This window comes from Streptococcus sp. HMSC062D07 (assembly GCF_001814215.1).
Taxonomy (GTDB): domain Bacteria; phylum Bacillota; class Bacilli; order Lactobacillales; family Streptococcaceae; genus Streptococcus; species Streptococcus infantis_I.
The window spans coordinates 51,451-67,858 of the sequence record NZ_KV815331.1 but is presented as its reverse complement, the minus strand read 5'-3'; the positions used below and the strand labels follow the sequence as shown (position 1 = coordinate 67,858).

General features: G+C 39.0%; 15 protein-coding genes and 1 other annotated feature. Of the genes, 5 read left to right on the top strand and 10 right to left on the bottom strand.

Annotated elements, in window-relative coordinates:
• Window positions 1-29: 29 nt before the first annotated feature.
• The 4 genes from glyS to rplJ form a co-directional block, all read right to left on the bottom strand.
• A complete protein-coding gene (gene glyS / locus HMPREF2957_RS06030) occupies window positions 30-2,066 on the bottom strand; it encodes a glycine--tRNA ligase subunit beta (protein WP_070678119.1) in 2,037 nt (678 codons plus the stop codon).
• A 212-nt stretch (window positions 2,067-2,278) separates the two neighbouring features.
• Window positions 2,279-3,196 carry a glycine--tRNA ligase subunit alpha gene (glyQ, locus tag HMPREF2957_RS06025; protein WP_070678117.1) on the bottom strand — a complete coding sequence of 306 codons (918 nt, stop codon included), beginning with the start codon at window positions 3,194-3,196 and terminating at the stop codon, window positions 2,279-2,281.
• A gap of 402 nt (window positions 3,197-3,598) precedes the next feature.
• The gene (gene rplL / locus HMPREF2957_RS06020; protein WP_070678115.1) at window positions 3,599-3,967 is read right to left on the bottom strand and encodes a 50S ribosomal protein L7/L12; all 369 of its coding nucleotides are present in this window, start codon (window positions 3,965-3,967) and stop codon (window positions 3,599-3,601) included.
• Window positions 3,968-4,042: 75 nt separating this feature from the next.
• Window positions 4,043-4,543, bottom strand: a complete 501-nt coding sequence (rplJ, locus tag HMPREF2957_RS06015; protein WP_006152070.1) for a 50S ribosomal protein L10 — start codon at window positions 4,541-4,543, stop codon at window positions 4,043-4,045.
• Between the two features lie 38 nt (window positions 4,544-4,581).
• Window positions 4,582-4,717 (bottom strand) — a sequence feature (ribosomal protein L10 leader region).
• A 636-nt stretch (window positions 4,718-5,353) separates the two neighbouring features.
• Between rplJ and HMPREF2957_RS06005 the strand changes: the two genes are divergently transcribed.
• Both HMPREF2957_RS06005 and HMPREF2957_RS06000 read left to right on the top strand, forming a co-directional pair.
• Complete coding sequence (locus HMPREF2957_RS06005; protein WP_070678111.1) at window positions 5,354-5,881, top strand: ECF transporter S component; 528 nt, start codon at window positions 5,354-5,356, stop codon at window positions 5,879-5,881.
• A gap of 18 nt (window positions 5,882-5,899) precedes the next feature.
• On the top strand, window positions 5,900-6,415 hold the full coding sequence (locus tag HMPREF2957_RS06000) for a transcription repressor NadR (RefSeq protein ID WP_006148386.1): 516 nt from the start codon (window positions 5,900-5,902) through the stop codon (window positions 6,413-6,415).
• Here HMPREF2957_RS06000 and HMPREF2957_RS05995 read toward each other — a convergent pair.
• The 5 genes from HMPREF2957_RS05995 to uvrB form a co-directional block, all read right to left on the bottom strand.
• Complete coding sequence (locus HMPREF2957_RS05995; RefSeq protein WP_070678109.1) at window positions 6,412-6,879, bottom strand: 8-oxo-dGTP diphosphatase; 468 nt, start codon at window positions 6,877-6,879, stop codon at window positions 6,412-6,414. The genes HMPREF2957_RS06000 and HMPREF2957_RS05995 overlap by 4 nt on opposite strands.
• A gap of 19 nt (window positions 6,880-6,898) precedes the next feature.
• Complete coding sequence (locus tag HMPREF2957_RS05990) at window positions 6,899-7,333, bottom strand: hypothetical protein (RefSeq protein ID WP_083312343.1); 435 nt, start codon at window positions 7,331-7,333, stop codon at window positions 6,899-6,901.
• Window positions 7,334-7,829: 496 nt separating this feature from the next.
• A complete protein-coding gene (locus tag HMPREF2957_RS05980) occupies window positions 7,830-8,381 on the bottom strand; it encodes a hypothetical protein (RefSeq protein ID WP_083312342.1) in 552 nt (183 codons plus the stop codon).
• Complete coding sequence (locus HMPREF2957_RS05975) at window positions 8,378-9,004, bottom strand: NAD(P)H-dependent oxidoreductase (RefSeq protein WP_070678103.1); 627 nt, start codon at window positions 9,002-9,004, stop codon at window positions 8,378-8,380. Before HMPREF2957_RS05975 ends, HMPREF2957_RS05980 begins: the two co-directional genes overlap by 4 nt.
• Before the next feature lie 12 nt (window positions 9,005-9,016).
• On the bottom strand, window positions 9,017-11,005 hold the full coding sequence (gene uvrB / locus HMPREF2957_RS05970; protein ID WP_070678101.1) for an excinuclease ABC subunit UvrB: 1,989 nt from the start codon (window positions 11,003-11,005) through the stop codon (window positions 9,017-9,019).
• Window positions 11,006-11,184: 179 nt separating this feature from the next.
• Between uvrB and HMPREF2957_RS05965 the strand changes: the two genes are divergently transcribed.
• From HMPREF2957_RS05965 to zwf, 3 genes are all read left to right on the top strand, one after another.
• Window positions 11,185-12,630, top strand: a complete 1,446-nt coding sequence (locus HMPREF2957_RS05965) for an amino acid ABC transporter substrate-binding protein/permease (RefSeq protein WP_083312341.1) — start codon at window positions 11,185-11,187, stop codon at window positions 12,628-12,630.
• Complete coding sequence (locus HMPREF2957_RS05960) at window positions 12,630-13,370, top strand: amino acid ABC transporter ATP-binding protein (RefSeq protein WP_006150592.1); 741 nt, start codon at window positions 12,630-12,632, stop codon at window positions 13,368-13,370. Before HMPREF2957_RS05965 ends, HMPREF2957_RS05960 begins: the two co-directional genes overlap by 1 nt.
• Before the next feature lie 149 nt (window positions 13,371-13,519).
• A complete protein-coding gene (gene zwf / locus HMPREF2957_RS05955; RefSeq protein WP_070678099.1) occupies window positions 13,520-15,007 on the top strand; it encodes a glucose-6-phosphate dehydrogenase in 1,488 nt (495 codons plus the stop codon).
• A gap of 40 nt (window positions 15,008-15,047) precedes the next feature.
• On the opposite strand, the gene ftsY is transcribed toward zwf, so the two are convergent.
• The gene (gene ftsY / locus HMPREF2957_RS05950; RefSeq protein WP_070678097.1) at window positions 15,048-16,406 is read right to left on the bottom strand and encodes a signal recognition particle-docking protein FtsY; all 1,359 of its coding nucleotides are present in this window, start codon (window positions 16,404-16,406) and stop codon (window positions 15,048-15,050) included.
• Window positions 16,407-16,408 lie beyond the last annotated feature (2 nt).

The window sequence follows — 16,408 nt, the reverse complement described above, 5'->3', positions numbered from 1 at the left end:
ATTTGGACCTCCAATCCACTTTTCAATTACTATTTTGTATTAAGAAGGTTAAAAGCAGCCACTGTTTTTGCTTTATTGACAAGTGCAGCTAGAATAGCCAAACGATTATTCTTAACATCAATATCCTCTGCCATAACCATAGTATTGTCGAAGAACGCATCAATAACTGGACTAAGAGCAAATAGTTGTGTTAATTTATCGCTTGCTGAACCTTTCAATTCTAGGTTATCTACCGCTTGAGCTAGTTCTTTTTCCTGCTCATTTTCAAAGAGACTTGAATCAACTTTGACTGAGCCTTCTGCCTTTTCTGCTAGGTTAAAGGCACGAGATAATGACTCAACTGATGATTTGTAATCTTCAGTTTTCGCAGCTTCTGAAAGAGCTTCTGCTACTTCAATCATATCAGAGACAACAAAGTTTGAACTTGCGAGAACAGCATCTTTAATATCTTTTGCAGTAGAACCCATCATCTTATCAACACGAGCTTTGATGAAGTTAAGCACTTCTTCTTGGTTATCGTAAGTTAAACTATCAAACGATAAATCATAAAGACTGGCAATCAACTCGTCCATTGGAATATTCCATCCAAAGTCCTCTAAAATTCGAACAATCCCTTGTGTTGCACGACGAAGGGCATAAGGGTCGTTTGAACCAGATGGAATCAAACCAACAGAGAAGAAAGATAAGAGAGTATCTAATTTATCGGCTAGTGCAAGTATTGCTCCAACTTTAGATTCAGGAAGAGCTCCGTCTGCTGAGTCTGGAAGGTAGTGCTCTCGAATAGCTTGCGCCACTGCAGCATTTTCACCTGCAAGAAGCGCATACTTCTCACCCATGATCCCTTGAAGCTCATCAAATTCACCAACCATACCGGTTAAGAGGTCAAATTTATAAATGGCTGCAGCACGAGCAAGATCAATAGATTCATCAACTGATAGACCAGCTTTTTCAGCTAGCAGTATAGCAATTTGTCCTGTACGAATCATGTGTTCACGAAGTGAACCAATCTTTTCATGGAAGGTTACGTGTGAAAGTTTAGCAACTAAATCTTCAATCTTGAGTTTTTGGTCTTCACGCCAGAAGAATTCTCCATCTTCCAAGCGGGCAACCAAAACTTTCTCATTTCCTCGAATGACATTTTCCAAGTGTTCAGCATTTCCGTTACGAACTGAAATGAAGTTTGGTTTTAGATTTCCTTCAAGATCACGCACTACAAAATAACGTTGATGAGTTTCCATTGAAGTAACCAAAACTTCTTCTGGGACTTCTAGGTATTTAGGATCAAAATTACCAATAAAAGCGGTTGGATATTCGACCAAGTTTAAGACTTCGTTTAAAAGTCCTTCATCAATCTGTACTTGAACGCCTTGTTCTGCTTCAATTTCCTTAATTTGTTCGCGAATCATATTTTCACGTTCAATGCTATCAGCAATGACATAGACTTTGCGTAAGTCTTCTTCGTAACTATCAGCATGACGAATTTCTACTTCATGACCAAGGAAACGATGTCCTCGACTCACTCTGCCTGAATGAATATCTAAGAAATCTAGTTCAAGAGCTTCATCATCCAAAAGTACTGTCAAAGTGTGGACTGGACGGATATATTCAAAAGTATTGTTTGCCCAATGCATGCTAACAGGGAAACTTAAGCTAGCCAAGACTTCTGGAATTCCTGTCAATACTTCCTCAGCTGGTTTTCCAGCTTCATGCTTAGTTACGTAGACGTATTCTTCACCTTTGATTTCACGGAATTCAATGTCATCTACAGTCAAGCCTTTTCCACGGACAAAACCTTGTGCTGCTTTAGAAAAGTTTCCTTCTGCATCTAAAGCAATTTTCTTAGAAGGTCCTTTAAAATCTTCAGTCAAATCTGTTTGTTGGTCTGCTAAACCAAGTACACGAACAGCCAAACGACGTGGAGTTGAAAATGTTTGAATCCCTTCATATGAAAGGCGGTTGTCATCCAAGAAGGCTGCCATTTTTTCGCCGAGTTGTCTTTCACTTGGTGTGACAACGTAGGCTGGTAACTCTTCAAGTCCTAGTTCTACTAATAAGTTTTTTGTCATGTTTTTTCCTTTACACAATTAATGTTCTTCAACAAGACCTTTAGTAGTGGGGGACGCAAGCAAACCTTCGGTTTCATTGCTAACTGTCAAGCCTTAAGTCTCGTCAGTTCCCCAGTCGGATAAGAAACTTCTTATCCGACTTTCACTACAGCGGTCTTGTTTTATTTAGCGACCTACGGTCGACTTTCAGTCATTTATTCCTGTAATTCTGTCTATTCTTCCTCTTCTGCTAGGAGTTTCGCGCGTGTGGCTTCGTCAAGAAGTGGGTAGCCAAGTTTCTTACGTTCTGCGACGAAGGTTTTAGCTACGACACGGGCCAAGTTACGGATGCGGGCAATGTAACCGGCACGTTCTGTAACGGATACCGCTCCACGAGCATCAAGCAAGTTAAAGGTATGTGAACATTTCAAAACGTAGTCATAGGCTGGGTGCACAAGGCCTAATTCCAAAGCACGTCCAGCTTCTTTTTCAAATTTTTCAAAGTTTTCAAGAAGCATGTCTTGGTCAGAAACTTCAAAGCTGTATTTTGAATGCTCATATTCTGGTTGAAGGAAGATTTCTCCGTATTTAACACCTGGAGCCCACTCAATATCGTAAACTGAGTCTACTTCTTGGATATAAGAAGCTAAGCGTTCCAATCCGTAGGTAACCTCAGCAGTAACAGGTCCTGTTGCTAAACCACCGACTTGTTGGAAGTATGTAAACTGAGTGATTTCCATACCATCAAGCCACACTTCCCATCCAAGACCAGCTGAACCAGTTGATGGATTTTCCCAGTTGTCTTCAACGAAACGAATATCGTGTTCCAATGGGTTGATGCCCAATTTTTCCAAAGACTCAAGGTAGAGCTCTTGGATATTTGATGGAGATGGCTTCATAACCACTTGGAATTGGTGGTGTTGGTAGAGACGATTTGGGTTTTCTCCGTAACGACCGTCAGCAGGACGACGAGATGGTTCTACATAAGCCGCATTCCATGGCTCAGGACCAATGGCACGAAGGAAAGTATAAGGACTCATGGTTCCCGCACCTTTTTCGTTATCATAAGCCTGCATAAGCATACAACCCTGGTCATTCCAGTATTGTTGCAAAGTCAAAATAATTTCTTGAAAGGTTAGTTTATTGGACATATTTTACTCCTTTATATTTTTTATGCGCTCAACTCAGAAAACAAAAAAACCGTGTCTTTGCTCCTAAGTCAAGTGACCTAGGGGCGTCAAAAACGCGGTTCCACCCTAATTTATTACTTCATTATCTTTATTAAAATACCAAAAGCGCCACACTTATCTCTCAATCACCTGACTCTCACTATCTCAGGCTCGCTTAGGATCTACTGATAAGATATTCTTTCTTGCCATCTATTATAACAAAAAGGAATTAAAAAGTAAATTTTTTACATAAGGAATCACTACTAAATAATCTAATGATAGAACAACTATTGTTCTTGTAACACTTTTCGAATAAAAGAAAAACCACTACTCCTAAGAATAGCGGTTTAATCATTTTTTTAAGCTACAAATGTAGTCGCTCTATTATTTAAGAGTAACTGAAGCTCCAGCTTCTTCCAATTTAGCTTTGATTTCTTCAGCTTCTGCAGTTGGAACGCCTTCTTTGATGACACCTGGTGCACCATCAACAAGTTCTTTAGCTTCTTTAAGTCCAAGACCAGTGATTTCACGTACAACTTTGATAACGCCAACTTTTTTGTCACCAGCAGCTGTCAATTCAACGTCAAATGAGTCTTTAGCAGCACCAGCGTCAGCAGCAGCAGCTGCAGCAACAGCTACAGGAGCAGCTGCAGTTACACCAAATTCTTCTTCGATAGCTTTTACAAGGTCGTTCAATTCAAGGATTGAAGCTTCTTTAATTTCAGCAATAATGTTTTCAATGTTCAATGCCATTGTTATTTCCTCCAAATAAGTTTAAATTTAATTTTGTTATTTTTTTGTAGCTAGGCTACGCTGCGTAGCTTATGATTAAGCTGCGTCTTCTTTGTTGTCTGCAACCGCTTTGACTGCAAGAGCAACGTTGCGCACTGGCGCTTGAAGTACAGAAAGGAGCATAGAAAGAAGTCCTTCGCGACTTGGAAGAGTTGCAAGAGCAACGATTTCTTCTTTTGATGCGACAGCGCCTTCGATTGCACCACCTTTGATTTCAAGTGCTTCAGCGTTTTTAGAAAAGTCGTTCAAGATTTTCGCTGGTGCGATAACATCTTCGTTAGAAAATGCTACTGCAGATGGTCCAACAAAAACAGATGCAAGATCTTCAAGACCAGCTTTTTCAGCTGCACGACGTAAGATTGAGTTTTTGATAACTTTATACTCAACTTCGCTTCCACGAAGCTCACGACGAAGAACTGTATCTTGTTCAACTGTCAAACCACGAGCGTCTACAACGACGATTGATGCAGCAGCTTTCATTTTCTCAGCTACTACGTCAACTAGTTCCGCTTTCTTAGCAATAATTGCTTCACTCATTAGTGTGTTCACCTCCGTAATTATTTTGCTTGGGGAATTTTTCCAAAAGAAAAACGCGCCCAAACCTAGACACGAAAGTACAATACGCTTCTTTTTACATGATACGTTTTGTCCTCGGTAGGATATTTATGAGTCTTGCTCCCCTACTGTCTTAGGCAGTTTTTTCAAACCGTTTATAAGTATATCACAAGAATTCTATCAAAGCAAGTATTTTTTAAAAAAAATTGAGTTTTTTCTCAATTCTATTGCCACTTAGAGAAGAATGTTTAAATATTCTTCTCAGTAAATGGAAAAGATTGGTACCAAGGTATTATAGATTAAGAGCGCATGAAAGATCAACATTAACACATGAAATATGAATGGAGTATTTTCCATGGTTTGAATATCCTGATTAGATTTTTGATTGTCTAAGAAAAAAGTTAATGACAAGAAAAGTAGGATTACGCCATAAATAATGCTTATGTGATAAAGAATGAGCCCTATGATACTGAAATAGAGGAAACCGAATATGGGTATCGAGAAAACAATCAGAGCTAAGGAACCAAATGCGATTCTTATTATCGAAATCATTAAGAAACTATAGGCTGTATATGTAGTAAATTTAGATACTTGGAATCCTAATTTTTTCTGCTTAGATATGTAATGAATGATAAAAACTGGATAAAGAATATCTACCATCTTAACTCTCTATTCTTTCTAAGATACTTTACTTTATTTTAACTATTTTTCCTTGAAAATTCAATTTCTATCTTGACGGATAATATTATTTAGTGTACTATACAACTGTATATACACATAAAAGGAGTTATTATGAATACACAAAAGAAAACCCAATTCATGACTTTAACCGCATTGCTAACCGCTATCGCTATTTTGATTCCCTTGGTGATGCCCTTCAAGATTGTTATTCCGCCCGCTTCTTACACTCTAGGAAGCCACGTTGCAATCTTTATTGCTATGTTCCTTTCTCCTTGGATGGCAATCTTTGTCATTATAGCTTCTAGCCTAGGATTCCTCATGGCTGGTTATCCAATTGTCATTGTACTTCGAGCTTTCTCCCATATCTTTTTTGGCACTTTGGGAGCCTTCTATCTGCAAAAACATCCTCAAACCTTAGATAATCCAAAATCTTCTTTGATTTTTAATTTTATACTAGGTTTGGTTCATGCCATCGCAGAAGTTTTTGCTTGTATTATCTTCTATGCTAGTACAGGAACAGACCTAAAAAATATGTTCTATGTTCTCTTTGTATTGGTTGGTTTTGGAACTATTGTTCATAGTATGGTAGACTATTACTTAGCATTAGCTGTTTATAAAGCATTGAAAAAACGCCGTTAAACGTTAAGAAAGAAGAATATGACAAAAAATCGAAAAGAAGCACTTCTACAACTTTTAAAAGAAGCTCAAAAACCTCAAAACGGAAAAAGCTTAGCAGAACATTTCCATGTCACTCGCCAGATTATCGTTCAGGACATTGCAGTTCTTCGTGCAGACGGTGCTCCTATCTTATCAACCAATCGTGGCTATATTTATAAAGAAAGCAAAACCAATCCGTATGTTCACAAGCTGTTTAAAGTAAAGCACGAGATGGAAGAAATAGGTCAAGAACTTCTAGCTATCGTCGATAATGGGGGACGTGTTCAGAATACCTTAATTGATCATCCTGTCTACGGGGAAATTGAAACCTTGCTCAAACTCTCTTGTCGCCGTGACGTTCAGCATTTTTTAGAGCAAGTCGAACGGTCTGACTTTAGACCACTTTCTGAATTAACAGATGGCGTCCATTATCACCTAGTCGAAGCTGAAAACGAACAAGACCTCCTCTATATTGAGAAGGCCTTGGACCAGCTTGGTTATTTAGTAAAAGATTAAAAGATTTTCTTTTCCCACCCGTCCTCTGTACGGTGACGGTAGAAAAATTCAGACTTGTCTGGAGCTTCCATCATCTCCATCAAAGGTAACATATCATAAGCCAGATCCAAATTTGGAATCTGGTCTTTTTGTACCCAGGACACTTCTCCTTCTTCAGATGATTGTAGAGTACCAGTAAACTCAGTCGCCTTGTAACAAAAGACAATATAACGCTCACCTGTATCTAACGGCCAATTTTTAATGCCGACAAGTTGAGGATTTTGAATCGTCAGACCTGTTTCCTCATAAATTTCACGAATAACTGACTCGGCAAAAGCCTCTCCGTCTTCAACATGGCCTCCTGGAAAAGCATAGCCAGACCAGCGATTGCTTTCGGGTGAACGATACTGCATAACCACGCGCTGCTTTTCTAGATCTTCAATCATACAAATATTGGTAAGAATGGTTAATTGTGCTCGAGACATAGGACTCACTTTCTAATCTTTAATTTTCTATCTTATACTTAACTTTAGATTTCATAATCAAAGGATTAACTAAGTCATGATATTCATGAATTTCATGGAGTAAGGAACCTCTGATGATTCTGATTTCATTGTTTTCTTTATTAACGTAGTAGTCTAAATTAATAGGCATAGATGAATCTGGAACCATGGAGAAAAAGAAAAATATTACGAACCAGATTATGAGAGCAAAGAATCCGCTGAGAGCTTGAAAAATCAAATGATGCCATTGAAAGATTCTCTTTTTATAAAAGATTGTCCATGGATGGATAAATAGGGTTAAGCAGAGACCAAAAAACCAGACATTCCACAAAACTGGGGTAAAAGCTAAACCAAATAAACCTAGGACAAAATGAATTAAGGCAAATACCAAGAACAGTAGGTAAAGAATCCTAAATATTGTTAGATGTTTTCTCATGATTAACTCCTTTTCTTTTCAATATATCTCATAAATAGAATCATTAAAGCAGCTACAGTAAAAAAGACCAGATAGGTTGCTATAGGGAACCAAATATAGCGGTGATCTAGGGATAAGAGAGAAGGTAAAACGTGGTGAGTCGGTGTTCCAATTCCGATTGTCAAGTGAATTATAAAAATAAAACAATTGTAAAGAAACGGTTCTAGATAATCTTTAAAATTTTTCTTAGTTGAACAAACTTCTCTCAGATAATAAGCATAGAACCTAGCAAATATCAAAAATATATTACAGTAGAGCGGAAACATGTAATACATATGTTTATAAGGACTTGGTATAAGGATAATTACTTGAAAAACAATACTTATTAATCCAGTTATTGTTAATAAAACTATAAAATCTACTAAGAAGGCCAACAGCTTATGAGAATCTAACCACAGATTGAACTTATCTAAACTGGAAAATTTCTTTTTCCTTTTTAATTTTCTTTTATGATTTTTCATTTGTGTGGATTTCCCCCATTTTCTTCTTCCCTCTTTTTCTTTTCAATATGCTTGAAAAATAAAATGATCAAAGCAGCCACTAAGAAGAAAGTTATATAGGTAAGAATTGGAAACCAGATGTAACGGGAATCTAAGGTTAGCAAGGGAGGAATAGACTTTCTATTTCTACCCATTATTCCGAAAAATGAGTGAAACAACAAACCTACTCCATTTAGGTACAAGAATGGATTTGCAAAATCTTGGAGTCTAGTCATTCCATCGAAATTATCTCTAAAAATACCCTGATAAAGTATATTCACTAAGAATACTAGATTCATAATAAGTGGAAAGACATAATTGAGGTTTTGATATGGTTTTGGAACAAAAGTTGTCCCAAGCAACAAATAAAATAACCCGATAGCTGAGAACCAAAATACACTACTATCTAATAGAAAAGCTATTTTTGAATGCTGTAACAACCACAATTTTACTTTATCTAGCCAGCTCATTTTTCGATTTGGCTTATGGGACTTTTTTGATTTTTTCTCTTTTTTATTATCTTGTTTCATGATAGTTTCTTCACTTCTGCTGCGACCTTTTTGAGATGCTCTTCACGCATACTTGCTGTATTCACATCCCGTCCAACTTCACCTAGTACGCACACGCGCTTAGTTTTAATTCCACAGTGATTCAAGACCGCATTTTTCAAAACAGAGATGCCATAGCTATCTGGAATGTTGATAGGACCCGAAAAGATTTTGTACCACCAAGTGGGCGCCATGGAGGTTGCGTAAATACTGGCTGTTTTCCCTTTTAATAACTTTTTAAACTGCTTGCCACTAAGGTAATTCCAGATAAAACTCCCCTGATCATTGGCAGAGTATGCAATTCCAGGTGTAAAGACCCGATCAATCCAGCCTTTCATAAGGCTAGGCATACTACTCCACCAGATGGGATAAACAAAGATGAAATAATCTGCCCACTTTATTAATTCCTGAGAACGAAGGATAAAAGAATCTTCCTCCATCCGCTTTCTATAGCCGTAGCGAAGGACAGGATCAAAGTCCTCTTCATTAAGGTTGATGACTTCAAGTTCATGGCGACCTGAGTCAATATTTTCTACAATGGTTTGAAAAATAGCCTGACAATAACTTTCCTTATCAGGGTGTCCATTGATAACTAGAATTTTCATTCTTCCCTCCTACTAATCCAACGCCTTGACTTCCAACATCATATCACGGATTTGAGCTGCGAGTTCAAAGTCAAGCACTTCGACGGCTTCTTGCATTTGTTTTTCCAGTTTCTTAACCAATTCTTTACGTTCTTGTTTGTTAAGGCTATTGATATCGACTTCCTTGTCCTCTTCCTTGGCAACTGCCTTGGTTACAGAGATCAGGTCACGGATTTCCTTCTTAATCGTTTGTGGGACAATGCCGTGCTCTTCATTATAGGCCATCTGGATTTTACGACGGCGAGCCGTTTCATCGATGGCTTTTTGCATAGACTGAGTCATAGTATCAGCATACATGATGACATGCCCTTCGCTATTACGAGCAGCACGTCCAATAGTCTGGATGAGTCCACGTTCGTTACGAAGGAAACCTTCCTTGTCAGCATCGAGAATAGCAACTAGACTAACTTCTGGAACATCAATCCCTTCACGAAGGAGGTTAATTCCGACCAAGACATCAAAAACACCCAAACGCAGGTCACGGATAATCTCTGTCCGCTCCAAAGTCTTGATATCCGAGTGCATGTATTTAACCTTGATGCCCATTTCTTTGAAATAGTCAGTCAAGTCTTCAGCCATTTTCTTGGTCAAGGTTGTAATAAAGGTCCGTTCATTCTTTTCAACACGGGCATTGATTTCACCAAGCAAATCATCAATCTGTCCCATAGTTGGTCGGACTTCCACTTCTGGATCCAAAAGACCAGTCGGACGAATGATTTGCTCAATAACGGTATCAGTCTGCTCGTGTTCATAATCACCAGGTGTCGCTGACACATAGACAATCTGGTGAACATGACTTTCGAACTCTTCACGACGAAGAGGACGATTATCCAAGGCAGATGGCAAACGGAAACCGTAATTAACCAACATCTCCTTACGAGAACGGTCCCCATTGTACATGCCCTTGATTTGCCCCATGGTCATGTGGCTCTCATCAATCATAATCAAAAAATCATCAGGGAAGAAATCAAGAAGGGTGTACGGTGGCTCTCCTTCGCTTCGTCCATCCATGTGGCGGGAGTAGTTTTCAACGCCGTTTGTATAGCCCATCTCACGGAGCATCTCGATATCGTACTCTGTACGTTGTTTCAAGCGTTGCGCTTCGAGGAGCTTACCTTCCTTCTCAAAGATAGCTAATTGCTCTTCCAACTCAGCCTCAATCTTAGCAATAGCTACTTCCATGTGGTCGTCATTGGTCACAAAGTGAGTGGCTGGGAAAATCGCCAAATGATCCACTTCGCCGAGAACTTGACCAGTTAGAGCTTCGACTTCACGAATACGATCAATTTCATCCCCGAAAAACTCTACACGAAAGGCATGCTCATCACGAGAGGCTGGGAAAATCTCCACCACATCCCCACGTACACGGAATCTTCCACGCTGAAAATCAATGTCATTGCGTTCGAACTGAATGTCCACCAAATCATTGAGCAGTTTATCGCGAGAAATCTCAAGACCCGGACGCAAACTTACCACGCTATCAGCATATTCTTTAGGAGATCCCAAACCATAGATACAAGACACAGATGCTACAATGATAACGTCATTACGCTCCAAGAGAGCTGAGGTTGCTGAGTGACGAAGCTTGTCAATCTCATCATTGACCGAGCTATCTTTTTCGATATAGGTATCGCTTGATGGCACATAGGCTTCTGGCTGGTAGTAATCGTAGTAAGATACGAAGTACTCAACAGCATTCTCTGGGAAAAATTCCTTGAACTCCCCATAGAGCTGTCCCGCTAGGGTTTTATTGTGGGCAATGACAAGAGTTGGTTTATTGACCTGGGCAATGACTTGACTCATAGTGTAGGTCTTTCCTGTACCAGTCGCTCCCATCAGGATTTGTGCCTTTTCTCCACCCTCGATATTATCCACCAACTGCTCGATGGCTTGAGGTTGATCCCCAGACGGTTGATATTTGGATACAAGTTTAAATTTGTTGTCTGTAATTCGATTTATCATAATAGCCTCATACACATTTTCTATCCTTCTATTTTACCATAAAAAGGAAAGAGTTTCTGTTTCTCAACAGACCACCTCACTTTATTATATGTTATATCTTCTGACATAGAAATATAAAATATTTGCCGTTCTTCAACTTTTTTGATATAATTTTAAAATATCTTGAAAGGAGACATCACATGAAGAAAAAAATTCTAGCTTGTTTGCTAATTTTATTTCCTATTTTTTCATTAGGGCTAGTAAAAGCTGACACAGAAAAAACCAAGTATGTTATCGCCAGTGACTCATCTTTTGCGCCATTTGTTTTCCAGGACTCAAGCAATCAATACACTGGTATCGATATGGATCTAATCAAGGCAATCGCTGAAGACCAAGGTTTTGAAATCGAGATTACCAATCCAGGTTTTGATGCTGCTATTAACGCAGTCCAATCTGGACAAGCAGACGGTATCATTGCGGGTATGTCAGTTACAGATGCTCGTAAAGAAACTTTTGATTTCTCTGATTCTTACTATACAGCAAACACCATTCTCGGTGTGAAAGAATCAAGTACCATTTCTTCTTATGAAGATTTGAATGGTAAGACTGTAGGTGTGAAAAATGGTACTGCTTCACAAACATTCTTAAACGAGAATCAAAGCAAATACGGTTACAAAATCAAGACCTTTTCAGATGCTGCTTCTATGTATGATAGTTTAAATACTGGTTCAATTGATGCCGTTATGGATGACGAACCTGTTATTAAATATTCTATCAGTCAAGGACAAAAGCTAAAAACACCAATCGCAGGTACACCAATTGGCGAAACTGCCTTTGCTGTTAAAAAAGGAAGCAATCCAGAATTGCTAGAGAAGTTCAATAAAGGACTTGCAAATCTTAAAGCAAATGGAGAATTCCAAAAAATTCTTGATAAGTATCTAGCCAGCAACTCTACTACAACAACTTCAACTGCTGATGAAACAACTATTTGGGGCTTGTTGAAAAACAACTACAAACAGCTCCTCAGTGGACTTGGAATTACTCTCTCATTAGCCCTTATTTCATTTGTAATTGCGATTTTTATCGGAATTGTCTTTGGTATGTTTAGCGTCAGTCCTTATAAATCACTTCGTTTGATTTCTGAGATTTTCGTTGACGTGATCCGTGGTATTCCATTGATGATTCTTGCAGCCTTTATTTTCTGGGGAATTCCTAACTTTATCGAATCTCTTACAGGTCAACAAAGTCCAATCAACGACTTTGTCGCTGGTACAATTGCACTCTCTTTAAACTCAGCAGCCTACATCGCTGAAATCGTACGTGGTGGTATCAAGGCCGTTCCTGTTGGGCAAATGGAAGCTAGTCGAAGTCTTGGTATTTCATATGGAAAAACCATGCGTAAGATTGTCTTGCCTCAAGCAACCAAACTCATGCTTCCAAACTTCGTTAACCAATTTGTTATCGCTCTTAAAGATACAACTATCGTATCTGCAATCGGTCTTGTAGAACTCTTCCAAACTGGTAAAATTATCATTGCTCGTAACTACCAAAGTTTCAAAATGTATGCAATTCTCGCAGTCTTTTACCTTGTGATTATCACTCTTCTAACTAGACTAGCAAAACGCTTAGAAAAGAGGATTCAATAATGGCAAAATTAAAAATTGATGTCGATAATTTACATAAACAATATGGAAAAAACAAGGTTCTAAAAGGAATCTCTGTAAAATTCTACGAAGGGGATGTTGTTTGTATCATCGGTCCTTCTGGGTCAGGTAAGTCAACTTTCTTGCGTAGCTTGAATCTCCTTGAGGAAGGTACCAAAGGTCATATTACTGTTAACGGTTATGATTTGACGGATAAAGCAACCAATGTCGACCATGTTCGTGAAAATGTCGGAATGGTATTCCAGCACTTCAATCTCTTTCCACATATGACTGTCTTGGAAAATATCACTTTTGCTCCTATCGAGCATAAGTTATTAACCAAACCAGAAGCCGAAAAATTAGGCATGGAACTTCTTGAAAAGGTTGGACTTGCTGACAAGGCCAATGCTAATCCTGATAGTTTGTCTGGTGGACAAAAACAACGTGTGGCTATTGCTCGAGGTTTAGCAATGAACCCCGATATCATGCTCTTCGATGAGCCAACTTCTGCCCTTGACCCTGAGATGGTCGGAGACGTTCTAAATGTTATGAAGGAATTGGCTGAACAAGGTATGACCATGATCATCGTAACTCACGAGATGGGATTTGCTCGTAAGGTTGCCAATCGTGTTATCTTTACAGCAGACGGTGAATTCCTGGAAGATGGAACCCCTGATCAAATCTTTGATAACCCACAACACCCTCGTCTAAAAGAATTTTTGGACAAGGTTCTCAACGCTTAAAAAAACTGTAAGGTTTCCCTTGCAGTTTTTTTCTTACTTGTATTGGAATTTTGGATTTTTTTGAAAATTATGATAAAATAAAGGATATGAAAATGGGGTTTTCCCATGCCTAGCTGGACTAGGAAACAAAATAGAAATTAGGTAGCTCGATGTCATCTAAAGTTATTGTTACAATTTTCGGTGCAAGTGGAGATTTGGCTAAACGCAAGCTCTACCCTTCACTCTTTAGACTTTATAAATCAGGTAATCTTTCTGATCATTTTGCTGTTATCGGAACTGCTCGTAGACCATGGAGTAAAGAGTATTTCGAATCTGTTGTTGTCGAATCTATTTTAGACTTGGCAGATAGCGTGGAAGAGGCTCAAGCATTTGCTAGTCATTTTTATTATCAAAGTCACGATGTTAATGACACTGAGCACTATATCGAATTACGTAAACTTCAAGCTGAATTAAACGAAAAGTATCAGACTGAACACAACAAGCTTTTCTTCCTCTCAATGGCACCTCAATTCTTTGGTACCATCGCCAAGCACCTCAAGTCAGAGCAAATCGTTGACGGTAAAGGCTTTGAACGTTTGATTGTTGAAAAACCTTTTGGAACAGACTATGAGACTGCAAGCAAACTAAACGAAGAACTCCTTGCTACTTTTAACGAAGATCAAATCTATCGTATTGACCACTATCTCGGTAAGGAAATGATTCAGAGTATTTTTGCGGTTCGTTTTGCCAATATGATCTTTGAAAATGTTTGGAATCGTGAGCACATCGATAATGTGCAAATTACCTTTGCAGAACGTCTAGGTGTTGAAGAGCGTGGTGGCTACTATGATGAGTCTGGCGCCCTTCGTGATATGGTTCAAAACCACACCCTACAACTTCTATCACTCTTGGCTATGGATAAACCAGCAAGCTTTACAAAGGATGACATTCGCGCAGAGAAAATCAAGGTCTTCAAGAACCTTTACCACCCTACAGATGAGGAACTTAAAGAGCACTTCATCCGTGGTCAGTATCGTTCTGGTAAAGTTGATGGCATGAAGTACATTTCTTACCGCAGCGAACCAAATGTCAACCCAGAATCAATGACAGAAACCTTTGCTTCAGGTGCCTTCTTTGTCGATACTGATCGCTTCCGTGATGTACCTTTCTTCTTCCGTACAGGTAAACGCCTAACTGAAAAAGGAACACACGTAAACATCGTCTTCAAACAAATGGATTCAATCTTTGACCAACCTCTAGCACCAAATATTTTGACCATCTATATCCAACCGACGGAAGGATTCTCTCTTAGCCTTAACGGTAAAGAAGTTGGAGAAGAGTTCAAACTTGCACATAACTCGCTTGACTATCGAACAGATGCAACTGCAACAGGTGCTTCACCAGACCCATATGAAAAACTGATCTATGATGTTTTGAACAATAACTCAACAAACTTTAGCCACTGGGAGGAAGTGAGTGCATCATGGAAATTGATTGACCGTATCGAGAAGCTTTGGGCTGAAAACGGTGCTCCACTTCATGACTACAAGGCTGGTAGCATGGGACCACAAGCTAGCTTTGATCTCCTTGAAAAATACGGTGCCAAATGGACTTGGCAACCAGATATCGCCTATCGTAAAGATGGTCGTTTAGAATAATCAAAAACATCCTGCAAGAATTCTTGCAGGATTTTCTTATTTATAGTAGACCTTCTAAAAGACCCTTCATAAAGTTTTCTGAGTTGAACTCACCAATATCGTCAATCTTTTCACCAAAACCAATTAGCTTAACAGGGATATTGAGTTCCTCACGGATAGCAAGAACAACACCACCTCGGGCAGTCCCGTCAATTTTTGTTAAGACAATCCCTGTAACAGGAGTAATTTTTGAGAATTCTTTAGCTTGTACAAGAGCGTTTTGCCCAGTTGACGCATCAAGAGCTAGGAAGGTTTCATGAGGTGCCTCTGGCACTACGCGTTTGATGATACGACCAATCTTTTCCAATTCTGCCATTAAGTTTTCTTTGTTTTGCAGACGGCCAGCTGTATCAATCATGAGAATATCAATACCTTCTGCTACTGCTCGTTCCATCCCATCAAAGACAACGCTAGCTGGATCTGCTTTCTCAGGACCAGTAACAACAGGAACATCTACACGACGTCCCCATTCTGCTAACTGAGCAACCGCACCCGCACGGAAAGTATCCGCAGCAACAAGCATAACCTTTTTACCAGCTTGTTTGTATCTATTAGCTAATTTACCAATTGAAGTTGTTTTCCCAACCCCATTAACTCCAACAAAAAGCATAACCGTTAATCCATCTTGGAAGTTAATATTTTCATTATATATGCCGTCCTTTTCGTATAGCTCCACTAATTTTTCGATGATAACACGACGAAGGGCATCAGGTTTCTTAGCATTCTCAAGCTTGGCTTCATAACGCAATTCTTCCGTAAGATTTGAAGCCACCTGCACACCAACGTCACTCATGATAAGTAGCTCTTCTAGTTCCTCAAAGAAATCTTCATCGACTGAGCGGAAATTTGCAAAGAAAGCGTTCAAACGGGCACCGAATCCAGTACGCGTTTTTTTAAGACTACGATCATATTTTTCTTGTTCAGTCTCTTGGACTTGAGGAGTTTCTTCGATTGCTTGGTTTGCTTCCTCTTCTTCAAAAAACTCTGTTTCTGCTTCGTCTGATTGAGGCTGAACAATTTCTTCCTCGTCACTATCATTTGAAGTTGCTTCTTCAACATGAGTCAATTCTTCTTGAGGACTATCTGCCTCTTGGACTTGATTTAACTCTTCTCGAGAAACCTTCACTTCGTCAACTGACTCGGTAATAGTTTCTTCGTCAACCTCGGCTTCAATTAATCCTTCATCACTTTCTTCCGCTACGACAGTCCCGTCTTGCTCTTTGACTTCGATATTTTCAGATTCTAGCGCCTCAGTTTGCTGGCTATCATCCGATAAATCAATGTTTTCTAGAGCTTCTTTGACAACTTCTTCAATTTTAGGTTCTTCTATTTTTCCAAATAAACGGTCAAATAATCCCATTC

Excerpts from the sequence above, each read along its gene's own strand:
- rplJ (WP_006152070.1), bottom strand. The coding sequence starts at position 4,543 with ATGAGTGAAGCAATTATTGCTAAGAAAGCGGAACTAGTTGACGTAGTA.
- HMPREF2957_RS05960 (WP_006150592.1), top strand. The coding sequence starts at position 12,630 with ATGGCAAAATTAAAAATTGATGTCGATAATTTACATAAACAATATGGA.
- glyS (WP_070678119.1), bottom strand. The coding sequence starts at position 2,066 with ATGACAAAAAACTTATTAGTAGAACTAGGACTTGAAGAGTTACCAGCC.
- HMPREF2957_RS05965 (WP_083312341.1), top strand. The coding sequence starts at position 11,185 with ATGAAGAAAAAAATTCTAGCTTGTTTGCTAATTTTATTTCCTATTTTT.
- rplL (WP_070678115.1), bottom strand. The coding sequence starts at position 3,967 with ATGGCATTGAACATTGAAAACATTATTGCTGAAATTAAAGAAGCTTCA.
- glyQ (WP_070678117.1), bottom strand. The coding sequence starts at position 3,196 with ATGTCCAATAAACTAACCTTTCAAGAAATTATTTTGACTTTGCAACAA.
- HMPREF2957_RS05980 (WP_083312342.1), bottom strand. The coding sequence starts at position 8,381 with ATGAAACAAGATAATAAAAAAGAGAAAAAATCAAAAAAGTCCCATAAG.
- HMPREF2957_RS06000 (WP_006148386.1), top strand. The coding sequence starts at position 5,900 with ATGACAAAAAATCGAAAAGAAGCACTTCTACAACTTTTAAAAGAAGCT.
- HMPREF2957_RS05990 (WP_083312343.1), bottom strand. The coding sequence starts at position 7,333 with ATGAGAAAACATCTAACAATATTTAGGATTCTTTACCTACTGTTCTTG.
- uvrB (WP_070678101.1), bottom strand. The coding sequence starts at position 11,005 with ATGATAAATCGAATTACAGACAACAAATTTAAACTTGTATCCAAATAT.
- HMPREF2957_RS05995 (WP_070678109.1), bottom strand. The coding sequence starts at position 6,879 with ATGTCTCGAGCACAATTAACCATTCTTACCAATATTTGTATGATTGAA.
- HMPREF2957_RS06005 (WP_070678111.1), top strand. The coding sequence starts at position 5,354 with ATGAATACACAAAAGAAAACCCAATTCATGACTTTAACCGCATTGCTA.
- HMPREF2957_RS05975 (WP_070678103.1), bottom strand. The coding sequence starts at position 9,004 with ATGAAAATTCTAGTTATCAATGGACACCCTGATAAGGAAAGTTATTGT.
- ftsY (WP_070678097.1), bottom strand. The coding sequence starts at position 16,406 with ATGGGATTATTTGACCGTTTATTTGGAAAAATAGAAGAACCTAAAATT.
- zwf (WP_070678099.1), top strand. The coding sequence starts at position 13,520 with ATGTCATCTAAAGTTATTGTTACAATTTTCGGTGCAAGTGGAGATTTG.